The sequence below is a fragment of the uncultured Paracoccus sp. genome (assembly GCF_947487305.1).
Classification (GTDB): Bacteria; Pseudomonadota; Alphaproteobacteria; order Rhodobacterales; family Rhodobacteraceae; genus Paracoccus.
This window is the reverse complement of record NZ_CANKWH010000017.1, coordinates 38,472-54,529: the sequence shown is the minus strand read 5'-3', so window position 1 is coordinate 54,529 and position 16,058 is coordinate 38,472. Positions and strand designations below refer to the sequence as shown.

17 protein-coding genes are annotated in these 16,058 nt (G+C 65.1%); 14 read left to right on the top strand and 3 right to left on the bottom strand.

Going from position 1 to position 16,058, the window contains the following annotated elements; all coding sequences use genetic code 11:
- Positions 1–111: 111 nt before the first annotated feature.
- Complete coding sequence (locus Q1A36_RS17200) at positions 112–750, bottom strand: pyridoxamine 5'-phosphate oxidase family protein (RefSeq protein ID WP_299846708.1); 639 nt, start codon at positions 748–750, stop codon at positions 112–114.
- Between the two features lie 112 nt (positions 751–862).
- Here Q1A36_RS17200 and Q1A36_RS17195 point away from each other — a divergent pair, with 112 nt between their 5' ends.
- Entirely contained in the window at positions 863–1,228 is a 366-nt protein-coding gene (locus tag Q1A36_RS17195; RefSeq protein WP_299846706.1) for a helix-turn-helix domain-containing protein, read from the top strand.
- Between the two features lie 153 nt (positions 1,229–1,381).
- Here the strand turns inward: Q1A36_RS17195 and Q1A36_RS17190 are convergent, their stop codons facing one another.
- Positions 1,382–2,557, bottom strand: coding sequence for an acetyl-CoA C-acyltransferase family protein (locus Q1A36_RS17190; protein ID WP_299846704.1), 1,176 nt, complete (start codon positions 2,555–2,557; stop codon positions 1,382–1,384).
- 93 nt (positions 2,558–2,650) lie between these two features.
- On the opposite strand from Q1A36_RS17190, the gene Q1A36_RS17185 reads away from it, so the two are divergent.
- From Q1A36_RS17185 to modC, 4 genes are read left to right on the top strand one after another with little or no spacing between them, the layout of a single operon-like run.
- Complete coding sequence (locus Q1A36_RS17185) at positions 2,651–3,031, top strand: LysR family transcriptional regulator (RefSeq protein ID WP_299846737.1); 381 nt, start codon at positions 2,651–2,653, stop codon at positions 3,029–3,031.
- A 57-nt stretch (positions 3,032–3,088) separates the two neighbouring features.
- The gene (gene modA / locus Q1A36_RS17180) at positions 3,089–3,826 is read left to right on the top strand and encodes a molybdate ABC transporter substrate-binding protein (protein ID WP_299846702.1); all 738 of its coding nucleotides are present in this window, start codon (positions 3,089–3,091) and stop codon (positions 3,824–3,826) included.
- The gene (modB, locus tag Q1A36_RS17175; RefSeq protein WP_299846700.1) at positions 3,823–4,512 is read left to right on the top strand and encodes a molybdate ABC transporter permease subunit; all 690 of its coding nucleotides are present in this window, start codon (positions 3,823–3,825) and stop codon (positions 4,510–4,512) included. The genes modA and modB overlap by 4 nt, the downstream gene beginning before the upstream one ends.
- Entirely contained in the window at positions 4,509–5,576 is a 1,068-nt protein-coding gene (modC, locus tag Q1A36_RS17170) for a molybdenum ABC transporter ATP-binding protein (RefSeq protein WP_299846698.1), read from the top strand. The genes modB and modC overlap by 4 nt, the downstream gene beginning before the upstream one ends.
- 6 nt (positions 5,577–5,582) lie before the next feature.
- Here modC and Q1A36_RS17165 read toward each other — a convergent pair whose 3' ends face one another.
- Positions 5,583–6,341 carry a DeoR/GlpR family DNA-binding transcription regulator gene (locus tag Q1A36_RS17165; protein WP_299846696.1) on the bottom strand — a complete coding sequence of 253 codons (759 nt, stop codon included), beginning with the start codon at positions 6,339–6,341 and terminating at the stop codon, positions 5,583–5,585.
- 138 nt (positions 6,342–6,479) lie between these two features.
- On the opposite strand from Q1A36_RS17165, the gene glpD reads away from it, so the two are divergent.
- The 9 genes from glpD to glpK all read left to right on the top strand — a co-directional run bounded on the left by glpD (position 6,480) and on the right by glpK (position 15,996).
- Positions 6,480–8,030 carry a glycerol-3-phosphate dehydrogenase gene (gene glpD / locus Q1A36_RS17160; RefSeq protein WP_299846694.1) on the top strand — a complete coding sequence of 517 codons (1,551 nt, stop codon included), beginning with the start codon at positions 6,480–6,482 and terminating at the stop codon, positions 8,028–8,030.
- On the top strand, positions 8,027–9,097 hold the full coding sequence (locus Q1A36_RS17155) for an ABC transporter ATP-binding protein (RefSeq protein ID WP_299846693.1): 1,071 nt from the start codon (positions 8,027–8,029) through the stop codon (positions 9,095–9,097). Before glpD ends, Q1A36_RS17155 begins: the two co-directional genes overlap by 4 nt.
- A 23-nt stretch (positions 9,098–9,120) precedes the next feature.
- The gene (locus Q1A36_RS17150; RefSeq protein ID WP_299846691.1) at positions 9,121–10,212 is read left to right on the top strand and encodes an ABC transporter ATP-binding protein; all 1,092 of its coding nucleotides are present in this window, start codon (positions 9,121–9,123) and stop codon (positions 10,210–10,212) included.
- The gene (locus Q1A36_RS17145; protein ID WP_101753246.1) at positions 10,212–11,078 is read left to right on the top strand and encodes a sugar ABC transporter permease; all 867 of its coding nucleotides are present in this window, start codon (positions 10,212–10,214) and stop codon (positions 11,076–11,078) included. The genes Q1A36_RS17150 and Q1A36_RS17145 overlap by 1 nt, the downstream gene beginning before the upstream one ends.
- A complete protein-coding gene (locus tag Q1A36_RS17140) occupies positions 11,079–11,900 on the top strand; it encodes a carbohydrate ABC transporter permease (RefSeq protein WP_299846689.1) in 822 nt (273 codons plus the stop codon). It abuts the gene before it with no gap.
- On the top strand, positions 11,900–12,136 hold the full coding sequence (locus tag Q1A36_RS17135; RefSeq protein WP_299846688.1) for a hypothetical protein: 237 nt from the start codon (positions 11,900–11,902) through the stop codon (positions 12,134–12,136). Before Q1A36_RS17140 ends, Q1A36_RS17135 begins: the two co-directional genes overlap by 1 nt.
- 176 nt (positions 12,137–12,312) lie before the next feature.
- On the top strand, positions 12,313–12,627 hold the full coding sequence (locus Q1A36_RS17130; protein WP_366141604.1) for a DUF2160 domain-containing protein: 315 nt from the start codon (positions 12,313–12,315) through the stop codon (positions 12,625–12,627).
- A 43-nt stretch (positions 12,628–12,670) separates the two neighbouring features.
- Positions 12,671–14,383: an ABC transporter substrate-binding protein gene (locus tag Q1A36_RS17125; RefSeq protein ID WP_299846686.1), complete on the top strand. Its 1,713-nt coding sequence runs from the start codon at positions 12,671–12,673 to the stop codon at positions 14,381–14,383.
- A 137-nt stretch (positions 14,384–14,520) separates the two neighbouring features.
- A complete protein-coding gene (gene glpK, locus Q1A36_RS17120; RefSeq protein WP_299846685.1) occupies positions 14,521–15,996 on the top strand; it encodes a glycerol kinase GlpK in 1,476 nt (491 codons plus the stop codon).
- The last annotated feature ends 62 nt before the right edge of the window (positions 15,997–16,058 follow it).

Genomic DNA, 16,058 nt, shown 5'->3' with positions numbered 1-16,058 from the left:
CTTGTGCGCCAAGTTATTTTGCAAGCAACCGTAGGGTGCGTGCTCGCACGCCCCAAGCCAACACTTCGGCTCACCGCAAGAAGTAGATTCCCGCACACCCCAATCGCACCCCTACCCCTCCCACAAATCATCCCCGCACACCTCCCGCACCGACAGCTGCTGCTGCAACACCGCCACCTCGCGCTCCAGGTCGGCAATCCGCGCCTCGCGCGCGGCGAGCGCCCGCGCCACATCCTCGGCCTCGAACCGTTGCGGGATGTGTTGCGCGCAGTTCACGTCCCAGGCCTCGACCGCGATCACCAGCGCCCGATCCGCCCGTCCCCCCTCGGGCAGCAGCCGCGCGACCAGCGCCGGGTCATCCTCGACCATCCGGCCCCGGCCCCAGATCTTCACCCGCTGCCGGCGCATGTAGTCGATCAGGAACAGTTCGACCCGGTCGTTCTCGGACAGGTTCCCCAGTGAGATATATTGCCGGTTGCCGCGCAGGTCGGCCATGCCGATCGTGCGGCTGTCCAGCAGCCTGATGAAACCCGGCGGACCGCCGCGATGCTGGACATAGGGCCGCCCCTCGGCGCTGGCCGTGGCCAGAAACACGCTGCGCTGCGCGGCGATGAAGCTTTCCAGATCGGGCGAGATGTCGATCGGCCATTGCGCGGCCTCGAACAGGCGGCGCGACCCCCGCCGCGCTTGCACCGCCTGAACGGCGGGCGAGAAGGCAAGGCCATCGGGCGAGCGGTCGAAATCAGACATGGAACCTCCGGGCTGCGGCGCGTTGCGCAGGGGCGCGTTTCGGTGATGCGATTCATCTGAGCCCGCCGTATCCATTCCGCAAGAACGCAGCTTTCTGGTACATACTGTCCCGATGGATACCACACCCACCCGCGCCCGCCGCTTCCAAAGCTATGACCAGTCTCGCGGCTGCGCCGTCGAGGGCGCGCTGGAAGTCATTGGCGGCAAGTGGAAGGGGGTCATCCTCTTCCACCTGCTGGGCGGCAAGCTGCGCTTTGGCGAGATCCGCCGCGCGGTCGGGTCGATCACCCAACGGACGCTGACCAATCAACTGCGTGAGCTCGAGGCTGACGGCATCCTGACCCGCACCGTCCATGCCGTCGTGCCGCCCAAGGTCGAATACGAGTTGACCGCCAAGGGGCAGGCGCTGGCTCCGATCCTGCTGGCTTTGCGGGAATGGGGGCAGGAGCATGTCCTCGCGGCGCGCGAGGATCGCTGAGCGCAATCGGTGTACGCGCTGTGAATGCCCTGTGCACCCGCAGTGCACGCCCTGTGCAGCCAGATTCCCCGCAATTGCTGGCCGAAATGACAACGCCGCGCCGGGTGTTGCCCGACGCGGCGTTCGCTTGTTGCACGCCCTCGGCGGGCGGAATCAGACCCGCTCGATCGCCACGGCGATGCCCTGACCGCCGCCGATGCACATGGTAATCAGGCCGATCTTGCCGCCGGTCCGCTCCAGCTCATACAGCGCCTTGACCGTCAGGATCGCCCCGGTCGCGCCGACCGGGTGGCCTAGCGCGATGGCACCGCCATTGGGGTTCACCTTGGCCGCGTCGAAGCCCAGCTCCTTGCTGACCGCCAGCGCCTGCGAGGCAAAAGCTTCATTCGATTCGATGACATCGAAGTCCTCGACCTTCAGGCCGGTCTTCTCCATCAGCTTCTGCACCGCCGGGATCGGCCCGATGCCCATGATCCGCGCCGGCACCCCGGCCACGGCATAGCCCAGCACCTTCGCGCGGGGTTTCAGCCCGGCGGCCTCGGCGGCTTCCGCCCGCGCCAGCACGATCGCCGCAGCGCCGTCATTGATGCCGCTGGCATTACCCGCCGTCACCGTGCCGTCCTTCTGGAACACGGTCTTCAGCCCGGCAAGTTTCTCGAGGCTGGTTTCCTTGGGATGCTCGTCCGTGTCAAAGACCTGCGGCCCCTTGCGGCCCTTGATCTCGACCGGAACGATCTGCTCCTTGAAATACCCGCCCGCAATCGCAGCCGCCGCGCGCTTTTGCGATTCCAGCGCGAATTCGTCCTGCATCTCGCGAGTGATCTGGTTCTCGGCGGCAACGTTTTCCGCCGTCACACCCATATGGCCGGTGCCCATCGGGCAGGTCAGCGCGCCGGTCATCATATCCAGCATCTTCTGGTCGCCCATCTTGGCGCCAAAGCGCGCGGAGGGCACCGCATAGGGCGCGCGGCTCATGCTTTCGGCGCCACCCGCCACGGCGAAATCGGCATCGCCCAGTTCCAGCGACTGCACCGCCGAGACGATGGCCTGCGCGCCCGAGCCGCACAGCCGGTTCACGTTCATCGCCGGGGTGGTGTCAGGAACGCCGGCATCCAGCATGGCCACTCGGCTCAGATACATGTCGCGGGGTTCGGTGTTGATGACATGGCCAAAGACCACATTGCCGATCTGGTCGGGGGTCAGGCCGGCGCGCTCGATCGCGGCCTTGGTGACGGTGGCGGCCAGATCGATCGGCGGCGTGGCAGCGAGGCTGCCCCCGAAGGTGCCAATGGCGGTGCGCGCACCGGACAGGATGACGATATCGCTCATGTGAATTTCCCCCAACAACATATGATGGCGGCAACCTAACCACCACTTTGCCCTGCGGAAACCCCTTGCTTTCGGTTGTGACGCTTGGTGAAGATGCGCCCCATGCCGACCGACAGCGCCTTTCCCCGGATCAGACTGCGCCTCGATTTCGGCCGCGGGCTGGTGCTTGGGCCGGGCAAGGCCGATCTTCTGGCTGGGATAGCCGAACTGGGTTCGATCTCGGCGGCGGGGCGGCGGATGAAGATGAGCTACAAGCGTGCGTGGTCGCTGGTGGAAGAAATGAACGCCGCCTTTGCCGCGCCGCTGGTCGACAGCAGCCGTGGTGGCGCGGGCGGCGGCGGCGCGTCGCTGACCCCCACCGGGCAGGCGGTGCTGGCGCATTTCCGCGGACTCGAGGCGATGCTGGCCGAGGATGCCCGGGGCGATATCGCCGGGATCAGTGCGCTTCTGGCCGATATATCCGATGGAAAATAACCCTTGCCCCGTCGCGCGGCAGGCGGTTATGTCCGTTGAGACATATCGGAGCTCGCCATGCGCCTGACGCCTCTCGCCCTCGCTCTCCTTCTCGCCCTGCCGGCCCAGGCCGAGCAGATCAATGTCTTCGCCGCCGCCAGCCTCAAGACCGCGCTGGACCGGATCGCCGCCGACTGGCAGGCCGAAACCGGCGACGAGGTGCTGGTCTCCTATGGCGGCTCCTCGGCCTTGGCCCGTCAGATCGTTGAAGGCGCGCCCGCTGACCTGTTCATCTCGGCCTCGATCCCGTGGATGGACGAGATTGAAAAGGCCGGGCTGGTGCAGGACGGCAGCCGCAGGGACGTTTTGGGCAACAGCCTGATCCTCATCGCCCATGGCACGGTCGAGCCGATGACAGACCTGCCCGCCGATCCGGTTGCGATGCTTAGTGGCGGCAAGCTGGCCATGGCGCTGGTCGATTCGGTGCCTGCCGGCCAGTATGGCAAGCAGGCGCTGAACTCGCTGAACCTTTGGACCGCGCTGGAACCGCATGTCGCGCAATCCGACAATGTGCGCGCCGCCCTGGCACTGGTCGCCACCGGCGCCGCGCCCTATGGCATCACCTATGCCAGCGACGCCATCGCCGAGCCGAAGGTCACGGCGGTCTATACCTTTCCGGCCGAGAGCCACGATCCGATCACCTATCCGGCGGCGCTGACCTCGGACAAGCCAGCGGCCAGGGCCTTCCTCGACGGCCTGTCCTCGCCCGGGGCCACCTCGATCTTCACCGCCAATGGCTTTGACCCTCTGACATGAGCTGGCTCGGCCCGGAGGAATGGCAGGCGGTTGCGCTGTCCTTGCGGGTTGCGACCGTCGCCAGCCTCTTCGGCCTGCCACTTGCCATCGGCATGGCCTGGCTCTTGGCCCGCAAACGCTTTCCCGGGCATGGACTTCTCAGCGCGGCAACGCATCTGCCGCTGGTCCTGCCGCCAGTGGTAACGGGGCACCTTCTGCTGATGACCTTTTCGCGTAATGCGCCCCTCGGCGGCTTTCTGGATCGGATCGGCATGTCTCCGGCCTTTCACTGGACCGGGGCGGCCATCGCCGCTGGGGTCATGGCATTTCCCCTGATGGTCCGGGCCATTCGCCTCGGGTTCGAAGCGGTCGATCCACGGCTCGAGCAGACCGCCCTGACACTTGGCGCCGGTCGTCTCTCGGTCTTCTGGACCGTGACATTGCCGCTGATCCTGCCGGGAATCATCGCAGGCGGCGCCCTCGGCTTCGCCAAGGCCATGGGAGAGTTCGGGGCGACCATCACCTTCGTCGCCAATATCCCGGGCCAGACCCAGACCCTGCCGCTTGCGATCTTTTCGCTGCTGCAGGTTCCCGGCGGCGAAACAGCGGCGTCGCGATTGGTGCTGATGTCGATCCTGATTGCGGTGGGCGCGGTCATCATCTCTGAAATTCTGGCGCGCCGGGCGCAGGCACGACTTCTGGCATGAGCCTTCACGTCGCCTTTCGCCGCCGCTTTGCCGGCCTGTCTCTGGATGTCGATTTCGATGCGCCAAACGGGGTGACGGCGATCTATGGCCCCTCGGGCTGTGGCAAGACGTCCAGCGTCAATGCCGTGGCCGGGCTGCTGAGGCCCGACGCGGGCCGGATCGTGCTGAACGGTCACACCCTGTTCGATGACAGGGTGAACCTGCCGCCGAATCGGCGGCGCATCGGCTATGTCTTTCAGGATGCGCGGCTGTTTCCGCATATGACCGTGGCGAAGAACCTCGACTACGGCGCGCGTTTCGCCCCCGATCCTGCCGATCTGGCGACAAGGTCGCGGGTGATCGACATGCTCGGTCTTGGCGAGCTGCTGACCCGCCGCCCCGCCGGTCTTTCGGGAGGCGAGCGTCAGCGGGTCGCCATCGGAAGGGCGCTCTTGTCCTCGCCGCAGCTGCTGATCATGGACGAGCCGCTGGCCTCGCTGGACCCGGCACGCAAGGCCGAAATCCTGCCCTATCTGACCCGGCTGCGGGCGGCGGGCGGGCCGCCGATCCTCTATGTCAGCCATGCGATGGCCGAGATCGCGGCCTTGGCCGATCAGCTGATCGTCATGGCCGAGGGCCGCGTCACCCATGCCGGGCCACTGACGGATGCATTGGCCGACCCCATTGCCGCGCGGCTGATCGGCGGGTCCGAGGGCGGTGCATTGCTGCCCGCCACCATCGCCGAGCACAGCGCCGATGACCTGACCCGGCTGGACACACCGGCGGGCGCCCTGTGGCTGCCGCGCGCGCCGCTGGCCGTCGGCGAACAGGTGCGGCTGCGCATCCTTGCGCACGAAGTAATGCTGTCACGCGAGCATCCGCAGGGGCTGTCGGCGCTGAACGTGCTGCCGGGGCAGGTGCTGCAGGTCTCGACAGGGGCCGACAAGGTGCTGGTGCAGCTGCAACTCGGTCAGGCGCGGCTGCTGTCGGCGATCACCGCGCGCTCGGCGCAGGCACTGGCGCTGGCACCGGGCGCAGCATGCTTTGCGATCTTGAAGACCGTGGCGCTGATCCAGACCGGCTGAGGCGCGTCAGGCGATGACCACGCGCGTTTCCCATTCCTTGCAGCGCCGCATCAATTCGGCGGGCAGGGGGCGATCGACGAACACGGCATCGAGATCGCGGATCGAGATGATCCGGACCGGGGCCGAACGCTCGAGCTTCGAGAGGTCGGTCACAAGAAATGCCTTGCGCGCCTGCGCCACGATGGCGCGGCTGACGCGCACCTCGGCCATGTCGAAATCCAGAAGATCGCCATCCGCATCCAGCGCCGACGTGCCGATAACGGCATAGTCCGGCTTGAACTGCGCCATGAACTCGGTCGTCAGATCGCCCACCAGACCGCCATCCGACCGCCGCAACGCGCCGCCCGCCACCACCACCTCGCAGGTCTCGTTGGCGACCAGGATATTGGCGACGTTCATGTTGTTGGTGATCACCGTCAGGTTGCGATGGTTCAGCAATTCGCGCGCCACCGCCTCGGTCGTGGTGCCGATATTGATGATCAGCGAGGAATTGTCGGGGATCTCGGCCGCGCAGGCGCGGGCGACAGCGGCCTTGGCCTCCTCGTTCATCCGACGGCGCTCTTCATAGCCGATATTGCTGACACCCACCGGCATGACCGCGCCGCCATGCACCCGGTCCAGCATCCCCTGATCGGCCAATTCGCTGAGATCGCGCCGAATCGTCTGTGCCGCGACCTCGAATCGCGTCGCCAGATCATCGACCGAAACCCGGCCACTGGCCTTGGCCAGCTCCAGAATCTCTACCTGCCGGATGTTCAAAGCCATGTTCACTCTCCCATGCCGCTAGGTAAGATCGATGTTCGTTTTCTGTCAATACGAACATATACGAACCAAAACGAATAATTCTGATTGACAGAACGCACGCCCCCGTGATCGGATGCAGCGCAATGGGAGAGGGGAACCATGTCGGAAACGACCGATCTGTTCATCATTGGCGGTGGGATCAACGGCTGCGGCATTGCCCGCGATGCCGTGGGCCGCGGGCTGTCGGTGCGTCTGGCCGAGATGGGCGATCTGGCGCAGGCCACCAGCTCGAAATCGACCAAGCTGTTCCATGGCGGGCTGCGCTATCTGGAATACCTCGAAATCCGGCTGGTGCGCGAGGCACTGCGCGAACGCGAGGTTCTGTTGCGGGCCATGCCCCATATCAGCTGGCCCCTGCGCTTCGTGCTGCCGCTTGACCCGAAGATGACCTTCGAATCGGACACGCCGGTGTCGCGGATGCTGTCGAAGCTGATGCCCTGGCAGAAGGGCCGTCGCCCCGGCTTCCTGATCCGCGCCGGGCTGGCGATGTATGACAGCCTTGGCGGGCGCAAGATCCTGCCGGCGACCACCTCGATCGATCTGACCACCGGCCCCGAGGGTCGCCCGCTGCAGGACCGGCTGGCGAAAGCCTATGAATACAGCGATTGCTGGGTCGATGATGCGCGTCTGGTGGCGCTGAATGCCCGCGACGCGGCCGAGCGCGGGGCCGACATTCTCGTCCGCGCCGAGGTCAGCGATGCCCGGCGCGAGGGCAAGCTGTGGAAGATCACCCTGTCGGATGGGCGCATCTTCCATGCCCGCGCGCTGGTCAATGCCGGTGGGCCCTGGGTCGGCCATGTGATCCATGACGTGATCCACCTGCCCAGCACGGAATCGGTGCGGCTGGTGCGCGGCAGCCATATCGTGGTGCCGAAACTCTATGACCACGGCAAAGCCTATTTCTTCCAGGGCTCGGACGGGCGGATCATCTTCGCCATTCCCTATGAGCGTGACTTCACCCTGATCGGCACCACCGATCAGGACCATCAGGGCAGCCCGCTGGATGCCGAATGCACGCCGGCAGAACAGCAATACCTGTGCGATTTCGCCTCGCAGTATTTCAAGCAGCCGGTGACGCGCGAACAGATCGTCTGGACCTATTCCGGGGTCCGGCCGCTCTACGACGATGGCGCGAAATCGGCCACGGCGGCGACGCGCGAATACGTGCTGTCGCTTGATGCCAATGGTGCGGCCTGCCTGAACGTCTTTGGCGGCAAGATCACCACCTATCGCAAGCTGGCCGAACACGCGCTGCAGAAGCTGGCGCCGCATTTCCCGCAGGCCAGCGGCGACTGGACGGCCGGTGTGCCCCTGCCCGGTGGAAATTTCCCGGTGGACGGCGTCGACAGCCTGATCGCCACGCTGCAGCGCGATTATCCCTTCCTGTCGCCCGATTGGGCGCATCGCCTGATCCGCGCCTATGGCATCGATGCCCGCACCCTGCTGGGCGATGCACGCAGCGCTGCCGATCTCGGCCGCGACTTCGGCGGAACGCTGACCGAGGCCGAGGTCCGCTGGCTGATGGACCATGAATTCGCCCGCCATGCCGATGACGTCGTCTGGCGGCGCAGCAAGTTGGGCCTGCGGATGCAGTCCGATCAGATTGCCGCGCTTGAGGCGTGGATGACCGAGAAAAGGGCGGCCGCATGAGCCTAGAGCTGAAAGACATCTCGAAATCGGTGGGCGGGCGGATGCAGATCTACCCAACCGACCTGACGCTGCAGCCGGGCACCATGAACGTGCTTCTGGGCCCGACGCTTGCAGGCAAGACCACGCTGATGCGGCTGATGGCGGGGCTCGACAAGCCCTCAACCGGGCGGGTCATCTGGAACGGTCAGGACGTGACCGACCAGCGCGTGCAGGACCGCAAGGTCGCCATGGTCTACCAGCAGTTCATCAACTACCCGTCGATGAGTGTCTATGACAACGTCGCCTCGCCATTGCGGCTGATGGGCGTCAGCCGGGACGAGATCGACCGCCGGGTGAAGGCAACGGCCGAGATGATGCGCCTGACCCCGATGCTGGGCCGCAAGCCGCTGGAACTGTCGGGCGGCCAGCAACAGCGCTGCGCATTGGCCCGCGCGCTGGTCAAGGGTGCCGGCCTGGTGCTTCTGGACGAACCGCTGGCTAACCTCGACTACAAGCTGCGCGAGGAATTGCGCGCCGAGATCCCGCGCATCTTCGAGGAATCGGGCGCGATCTTCGTCTATGCCACGACCGAACCCGAAGAAGCGCTGCTTCTGGGCGGCAATACCGCGACCCTCTGGGAAGGCCGGGTCACGCAATTCGGCCCGACGCCCAGCGTCTACCGCGCGCCCCGCGACGCCACCACCGCCCGGGTGTTCAGTGATCCGCCGATGAACTTCACCACCGTCACCGTCTCGAACGGTCGAGCCGGCATCCGTGATGCGGTCTGGTCGGCAGGCGATCTGCCCAATGGCAGCTATCTGGCCGGCTTCCGCCCCTCGCACCTGTCGCTGCACCAGACACCCAACGCGCTGCCGCTGTCGGCGGTGCTCGACACGACCGAGATCACCGGCGCACAGACCTTCCTGCATCTGCATCACGAGGGCGACCGCTGGGTCGGCCTGGTGAACGGCGTCCATGACCGCGATCACGGCCAGCAGCTGACCGTCTGGCTCGACCCCGCGCATATCTATCTGTTCAGACCCGACGGCGCGCTTGCCCGGTCCGCGCCCTATGCGGCGGCGGCCTGACAGCGCGACGAGGGAGGAGAAACATGACCAAGATCACACTGGAAAACCTGGCCCACAGCTATCTGCCCAATCCGACCAAGGATTCGGACTATGCGCTGAAGCCGATGACGATGACCTGGCAGGATGGCGGCGCCTATGCGCTGCTGGGCTCGTCCGGTTGCGGAAAATCGACGCTGCTGAACATCATCTCCGGGCTGCTGGTGCCCTCGCAGGGCCGCATCCTCTTTGGCGACCGTGATGTGACCAGCCTGCCCACGGCGGACCGCAACATCGCCCAGGTGTTCCAGTTCCCAGTCGTCTACGACACCATGTCGGTGCGCGACAACCTGGCCTTCCCGCTGCGCAATCGCGGCATGACCGAGACCGAGGTGGCCCAGCGCGTGGCGCAGGTGGCCGAGATGATCGGCATGGCCGACACGCTGGACCGTCGCGCCCGCGGGCTGACGGCAGATGCCAAGCAGAAGATCAGCCTTGGCCGCGGCATGGTGCGGCAGGACGTGAACGCGATCCTCTTCGACGAGCCGCTGACCGTCATCGATCCGCATATGAAATGGGAATTGCGCACCCAGCTGAAGGACCTGCACCGTCAGTTCGGCCATACCATGATCTATGTCACCCATGACCAGACCGAGGCGCTGACCTTCGCCGATCAGGTCGTGGTCATGTATGACGGTCGCGTGGTGCAGGCCGGCACGCCGCAGGCGCTGTTCGACGCGCCCGAGCATACCTTCGTGGGCTACTTCATCGGCTCGCCCGGCATGAACGTGATCGACGCCCGGATCGAGGGCGCCACCGCCCATGTCGCGGGCGGGCAGGTGCGGCTGGCCCATGGCTATGACGCCCATCCGGGCAAGGTGCAGCTGGGCATCCGCCCCGAATTCCTGCGCATCGCCGCCGGCGACGAGGGCCTGCCCTTCACCATCCGCCGCATCGAGGATGTCGGCCATCACCGCATCCTGCGCGGCCGGGTCGGCGACACCGAGGTGAACGTGATCGTTCCCGAGGGCCAGCCGATCCCCGAGGGCGCGAACCGGGTGATCCCCGATCCCGCCCATACCCATGTCTATGTCGATGACTGGCGCGTCGCGCCCCGCGCCTCGGAAAGGGCTGCCTGATGGATAAACCCGTCAACAACCGCGCCTGGTTCCTGGTCCTGCCGGTGCTGCTGCTGGTCGCCTTCTCGGCCGTGCTGCCGCTGATGACCGTGGTGAACTATGCCGTTCAGGACACGTTCGGGAACAACCAGTTCTTCTGGGCCGGGCTCGAATGGTTCCAGGATGTGATCGATTCCGACCGGATCCGCGCCGCCCTTGGCCGCCAGATCCTGTTCTCGGCCATCATCCTTGCGATCGAGATCCCGCTTGGCATCTTCATCGCGCTGAACATGCCGAAGAAGGGGGCCTGGGCGTCCTTCTGCCTCGTCCTCATGGCGCTGCCGCTGCTGATCCCGTGGAACGTCGTCGGCACCATCTGGCAGGTCTTCGGTCGCGTCGATATCGGCCTCTTGGGTCACACGCTGGCCAAGCTCGGCATCGACTACAACTATGTCAATGACGCGCTGGATGCCTGGGTCACGATCATCGTCATGGATGTCTGGCACTGGACCTCGCTGGTCGCGCTGCTCTGCTATGCCGGGCTGCAGTCGATCCCCGACGCCTATTACCAGGCCGCCAAGATCGATCAGGCCAGCCGCTGGAAGGTCTTCCGCTATATCGAGTTGCCGAAGATGCAGGGCGTGCTGCTGATCGCCGTGCTGCTGCGCTTCATGGACAGCTTCATGATCTATACCGAGCCCTTCGTCGTCACCGGCGGCGGTCCGGGCAATGCCACCACCTTCCTGTCGATCGATCTCGTGAAGATGGCGGTGGGCCAGTTCGACCTCGGCCCGGCGGCGGCCTTCAGCCTGATCTACTTCCTCGTGATCCTGCTGATCTCCTTCGTCTTCTACACCGTCATGACCAAAGAACAGGAGACCCTGTAAATGGCTGCTGTCGCCGAATCCAAGGGCCGGGGCGCCGCCATCGTCATGGCGTGCTACCTGCTGTTCCTGCTGCTGCCGATCTACTGGCTTCTGAACATGAGCCTGAAGACCAACCAGGAGATCCTGGGCACCTTCAGCCTCTGGCCGCAAAGCCCGACGCTGGCCAATTACCGCACGATCCTGACCGATCCGTCCTGGTATATGGGCTATGTGAACAGCCTGACCTATGTGGTGATGAACACGGTCATCTCGATCACCGTGGCGCTGCCGGCGGCCTATGCCTTCTCGCGCTATCGGTTCCTGGGCGACAAGCACCTGTTCTTCTGGCTTCTGACCAACCGCATGGCGCCGGCCGCTGTTTTCGCCCTTCCCTTCTTCCAGCTCTATTCCTCGATCGGCCTTTTCGACACCCATATCGCGGTCGCCCTCGCACATTGCCTCTTCAATGTGCCCCTCGCGGTCTGGATTTTGGAAGGCTTCATGTCCGGCGTCCCGCGCGAGATCGACGAGACCGCCTATATCGACGGCTATTCCTTCCCGCGCTTCTTCGTGAAGATCTTCATGCCGCTGATCGCGAGCGGAATCGGCGTCGCCGCCTTCTTCTGCTTCATGTTCTCTTGGGTTGAACTGCTTTTGTCGCGCACACTGACCTCGGTCAATGCCAAGCCCATCGCGGCGACCATGACCCGCACCGTCTCGGCCTCGGGCATGGACTGGGGCGTGCTGGCGGCAGCGGGGATCCTGACCATCATTCCGGGTGCCTTGGTCATCTGGTTCGTCCGCAACTACATCGCCAAGGGCTTTGCCCTGGGGAGGGTCTGATGCCGCTTCTCGATCCCAATCAGGAGAACGCTGTTTTCGCCATCTTCGTCTATGGTGAGGGCCGCAAGCTGATCAGCGCCACCGGCGCGACCGAATATGCCGATGCGGAAGCCGAGATCGACCGCATCGGGCCGCAGGGGGATTACGCGCTGATCGAGCTTTACAAGCGCAACCCTCAGGCCCCGGAAGATCAATGGGGCGATCTGATCGAAACCTACGAGCCCGGGGATTTCTAGGATGTCCGCGCCGGCTTTCTTCTTCACCGAAATATCCCGGGGGTCCGGGGGCAGCGCCCCCGCTCCTCGCGGACCGCAAACCCGAGGTCGCCATGCGTAAATCCGTCTCCACCGGCTTCGCCCTCGCGGGCCTCGTCTGGCTGGGCTTCCTCTTCTGGCTGACCACGCTGGTTCCCATGAAGGACGAGGTCCGGGACTGGTTCGGCAGCCTAGACCCCGGCGGCTGGATGGCATGGACCTTTCCGACCGCCCTGTTCTTCACCATCATCGCGGGCCTGTTGATCCTCTTCACCTGGCTCGCCATCCGCTTCCCCGAGACGCCGCGCAAGGGCGTGTTGGGGATCATGACCACGCGCGGCGACCGGCTGTTCATCAGCCTGCTCGGTTCGGCCTTCATCTGCCTCATCTGGCTTGGGGTGATGGGGGTTCCGGTCTGGGGCGGGCTGGCCGTCGCGCTGATTTACGCCGCAGCGGTGTTCCGCTGGGTGTGACAACCGCCGGCAAGGGCCGGCACAACGGGAGGGATTAACCCAAATGAAACTGCACCTGACGACCGCCATGGCGCTTGCGCTGATGGCAACGGCCGCCCAGGCCGGCATGGAAGAGGCGAAAGCCTTCCTCGATGCCGAAATTGGCGAGCTTTCCACGCTGGACCGCGCCGCGCAAGAGGCCGAGATGCAATGGTTCATCGACGCCGCCGCGCCGATGGCCGGCATGGAGATCAACGTGGTGTCGGAAACCATCACTACGCACGAATACGAATCCAAGGTGCTGGCCCCGGCCTTCAGCGCCATCACCGGCATCAAGATCACCCATGACCTGATCGGCGAAGGCGATGTGGTCGAGAAGCTGCAGACGCAGATGCAGTCGGGCGAGAACGTCTATGACGCCTATGTCAACGACTCCGACCTGATCGGCACGCACTGGCGTTACCAGCAGGCGCGCAACCTGACCGACTGGATGGCCAATGCCGGCAAGGATGTGACCAACCCGAACCTCGACATCGCCGACTTCATCGGCGCGTCCTTCACCACCGCACCGGACGGCAACCTCTACCAGCTGCCCGACCAGCAATTCGCGAACCTCTACTGGTTCCGCTATGACTGGTTCAACGACGAGACCATCAAGGCCGAGTTCAAGGAGAAATACGGCTATGACCTCGGCGTCCCGGTCAACTGGTCGGCCTATGAGGACATTGCCGAATTCTTCACCGGCCGCGAGATCGACGGCAAGAAGGTCTTCGGCCATATGGACTATGGCAAGAAGGACCCCTCGCTCGGCTGGCGCTTCACCGATGCCTGGCTGTCGATGGCCGGGAACGGCGACAAGGGCATCCCGAACGGCAAGCCGGTCGATGAATGGGGCATCCGCGTCGACGAGAACAGCCGCCCGGTGGGCAGCTGCGTGGCCCGTGGTGGCGACACCAACGGCCCGGCCTCGGTCTATGCGATCCAGAAATACCTCGACTGGCTGGGCAAGTTCGCCCCTCCGGCCGCGCAGGGCATGACCTTCTCGGAATCCGGCCCGGTCCCGGCGCAGGGTGAAGTGGCCCAGCAGATGTTCTGGTACACCGCCTTCACCGCCGACATGGTCAAGGAAGGCACTCCCGTGGTGAACGAAGATGGCACGCCGAAATGGCGCATGGCCCCCTCGCCCCATGGTGCCTACTGGCAGGAGGGCATGAAGCTTGGCTATCAGGACGCCGGCTCGTGGACTCTGCTGAAATCGACCCCGGATGACCGCGCCAAGGCCGCCTGGCTCTACGCGCAATTCGTGACCTCGAAGACCGTCGACGTAAAGAAATCCCATGTCGGCCTGACCTTCATCCGCGAATCCACCATCCAGGACGAAAGCTTCACCGAGCGCGCGCCCAAGCTGGGCGGTCTGATCGAGTTCTATCGCTCGCCCGCCCGCCTGAACTGGTCGCCCACCGGCACCAACGTTCCGGACTATCCGAAGCTGGCGCAGCTGTGGTGGCAGGCCATCGGCGATGCCTCCTCGGGCGCAAAGACCGCGCAGGAAGCCATGGACAGCCTCTGCGCCGAGCAGGAGCAGGTGATGGAGCGCCTGGAGCGCGCTGGCGTTCAGGGCGATATCGGCCCGAAAATGGCCGAGGAGCATGATCTTGAGTGGTGGAACAACTTCGCCAAGGAAAATGGCGGCATCGCGCCCCAGCTGAAGCTGGAGAACGAGAAGCCGCAACCGGAAACCATCAGCTATGACGAGCTGGTGAAAAGCTGGCAGTAAGCCGCCGGCAAGGATCGGGGGCGGGCGCAGCCTGCCCCCTTTCTTCTTCCTCCGAATATCCGTCCCGGTGGCCGCGTCGGATGCCTCCGGCGGGGATATTTCGATGAAGAAGAAGCAGGCGCTTCGGGAGGGAAACCATGACCATTCTGGCAATCGATCAGGGGACGACCTCATCGCGGGCGCTGATCTTCAGCGATGACTTGCAGGTCAAGGGCAAGGGCCAGCAGGAGTTCAAGCAGCATTTCCCGCAATCGGGCTGGGTCGAGCACGACCCGGGCGATATCTGGTCCACGACCGCCGCCTCGGCGCGCGCCGCCATCGAGACCGCCGGCAATCCGCGCATCGACGCCATCGGCATCACCAACCAGCGCGAGACGACGGTGATCTGGGACCGCAAGACCGGCGAGCCGATCCACCGCGCCATCGTCTGGCAGGACCGTCGCACCGCCGATCTCTGTGCCCGGCTGAAGGACGAGGGGCAGGAGGCCGCCGTCACCGCCGCCACCGGCCTGCTGCTTGATCCCTATTTCAGCGCCACCAAGATCGCCTGGATTCTCGATCAGGTGGAAGGTGCGCGGACCCGTGCCGAAAAGGGCGAACTGGCCTTTGGCACGGTGGACAGTTTCCTGATCTGGAAGCTGACCGATGGCCACAGCCATGTGACCGACGCCACCAATGCCGCGCGCACCATGCTTTACGACATCCGCAAGGGCGCTTGGTCCGAGGATATGTGCCGCCTGTTCAACGTGCCAATGGCAATCCTGCCAGAGGTGCGCGACAGCGCCGCCGAATTCGGCACCACCCGCGCCGACCTGTTCGGCCGCGAGGTGCCGATCCTTGGCGTGGCCGGCGACCAGCAGGCGGCGACCGTGGGTCAGGCCTGCTTCCAGCCCGGAATGATGAAATCGACCTATGGCACCGGCTGCTTCGCGCTGCTGAACACCGGCGCCGATGCCGTCACCTCGGAAAACCGGCTGCTGACCACTATCGCCTACCAGCTGAACGGCAAGCCCACCTATGCGCTGGAAGGCTCGATCTTCATTGCCGGCGCGGTGGTGCAATGGCTGCGCGACGGGTTGCAGATCATCCGCGACGCAGCCGAGACCGCGCCGCTTTCGGCCAAGGCCGACGACAGCCAGCAGATCATCATGGTCCCGGCCTTCACCGGCCTCGGCGCACCGCATTGGAACCCCAATGCCCGCGGCGCGGTCTTCGGTCTGACCCGCAATACCGGCCCCGCCGAGTTCGCCCGCGCGGCGCTGGAAAGCGTGGGCTTCCAGACCCGCGACCTGTGGCAGGCCATGCGCGCCGACTGGCCCGAGGCCGGCGATGCCGTGCTGCGCGTCGATGGCGGCATGACCGCCAGCGAGCCGGCGATGCAGTTCCTGGCCGATATCCTCGGCGCCCCGGTGGACCGTCCGGTGAATACCGAGACCACGGCCCAGGGCGCCGCCTGGCTGGCCGGCTATCGCGCCGGGCTTTGCCCGGAACCCGAGGAATACGCCAAGGCCTGGCGGCTCGACCGCCGGTTCGAGCCGCAGATGGATGATGCCACCCGCGATGCGCGTTATTCCGCTTGGAACCGCGCCGTTCAGGCCGTGATCGCCGTCTGAGCCTTTCGTGATTTCACCCCGGCGTGATTTCCCTTATGATCGCCAGAAAACAAAGAAACCGG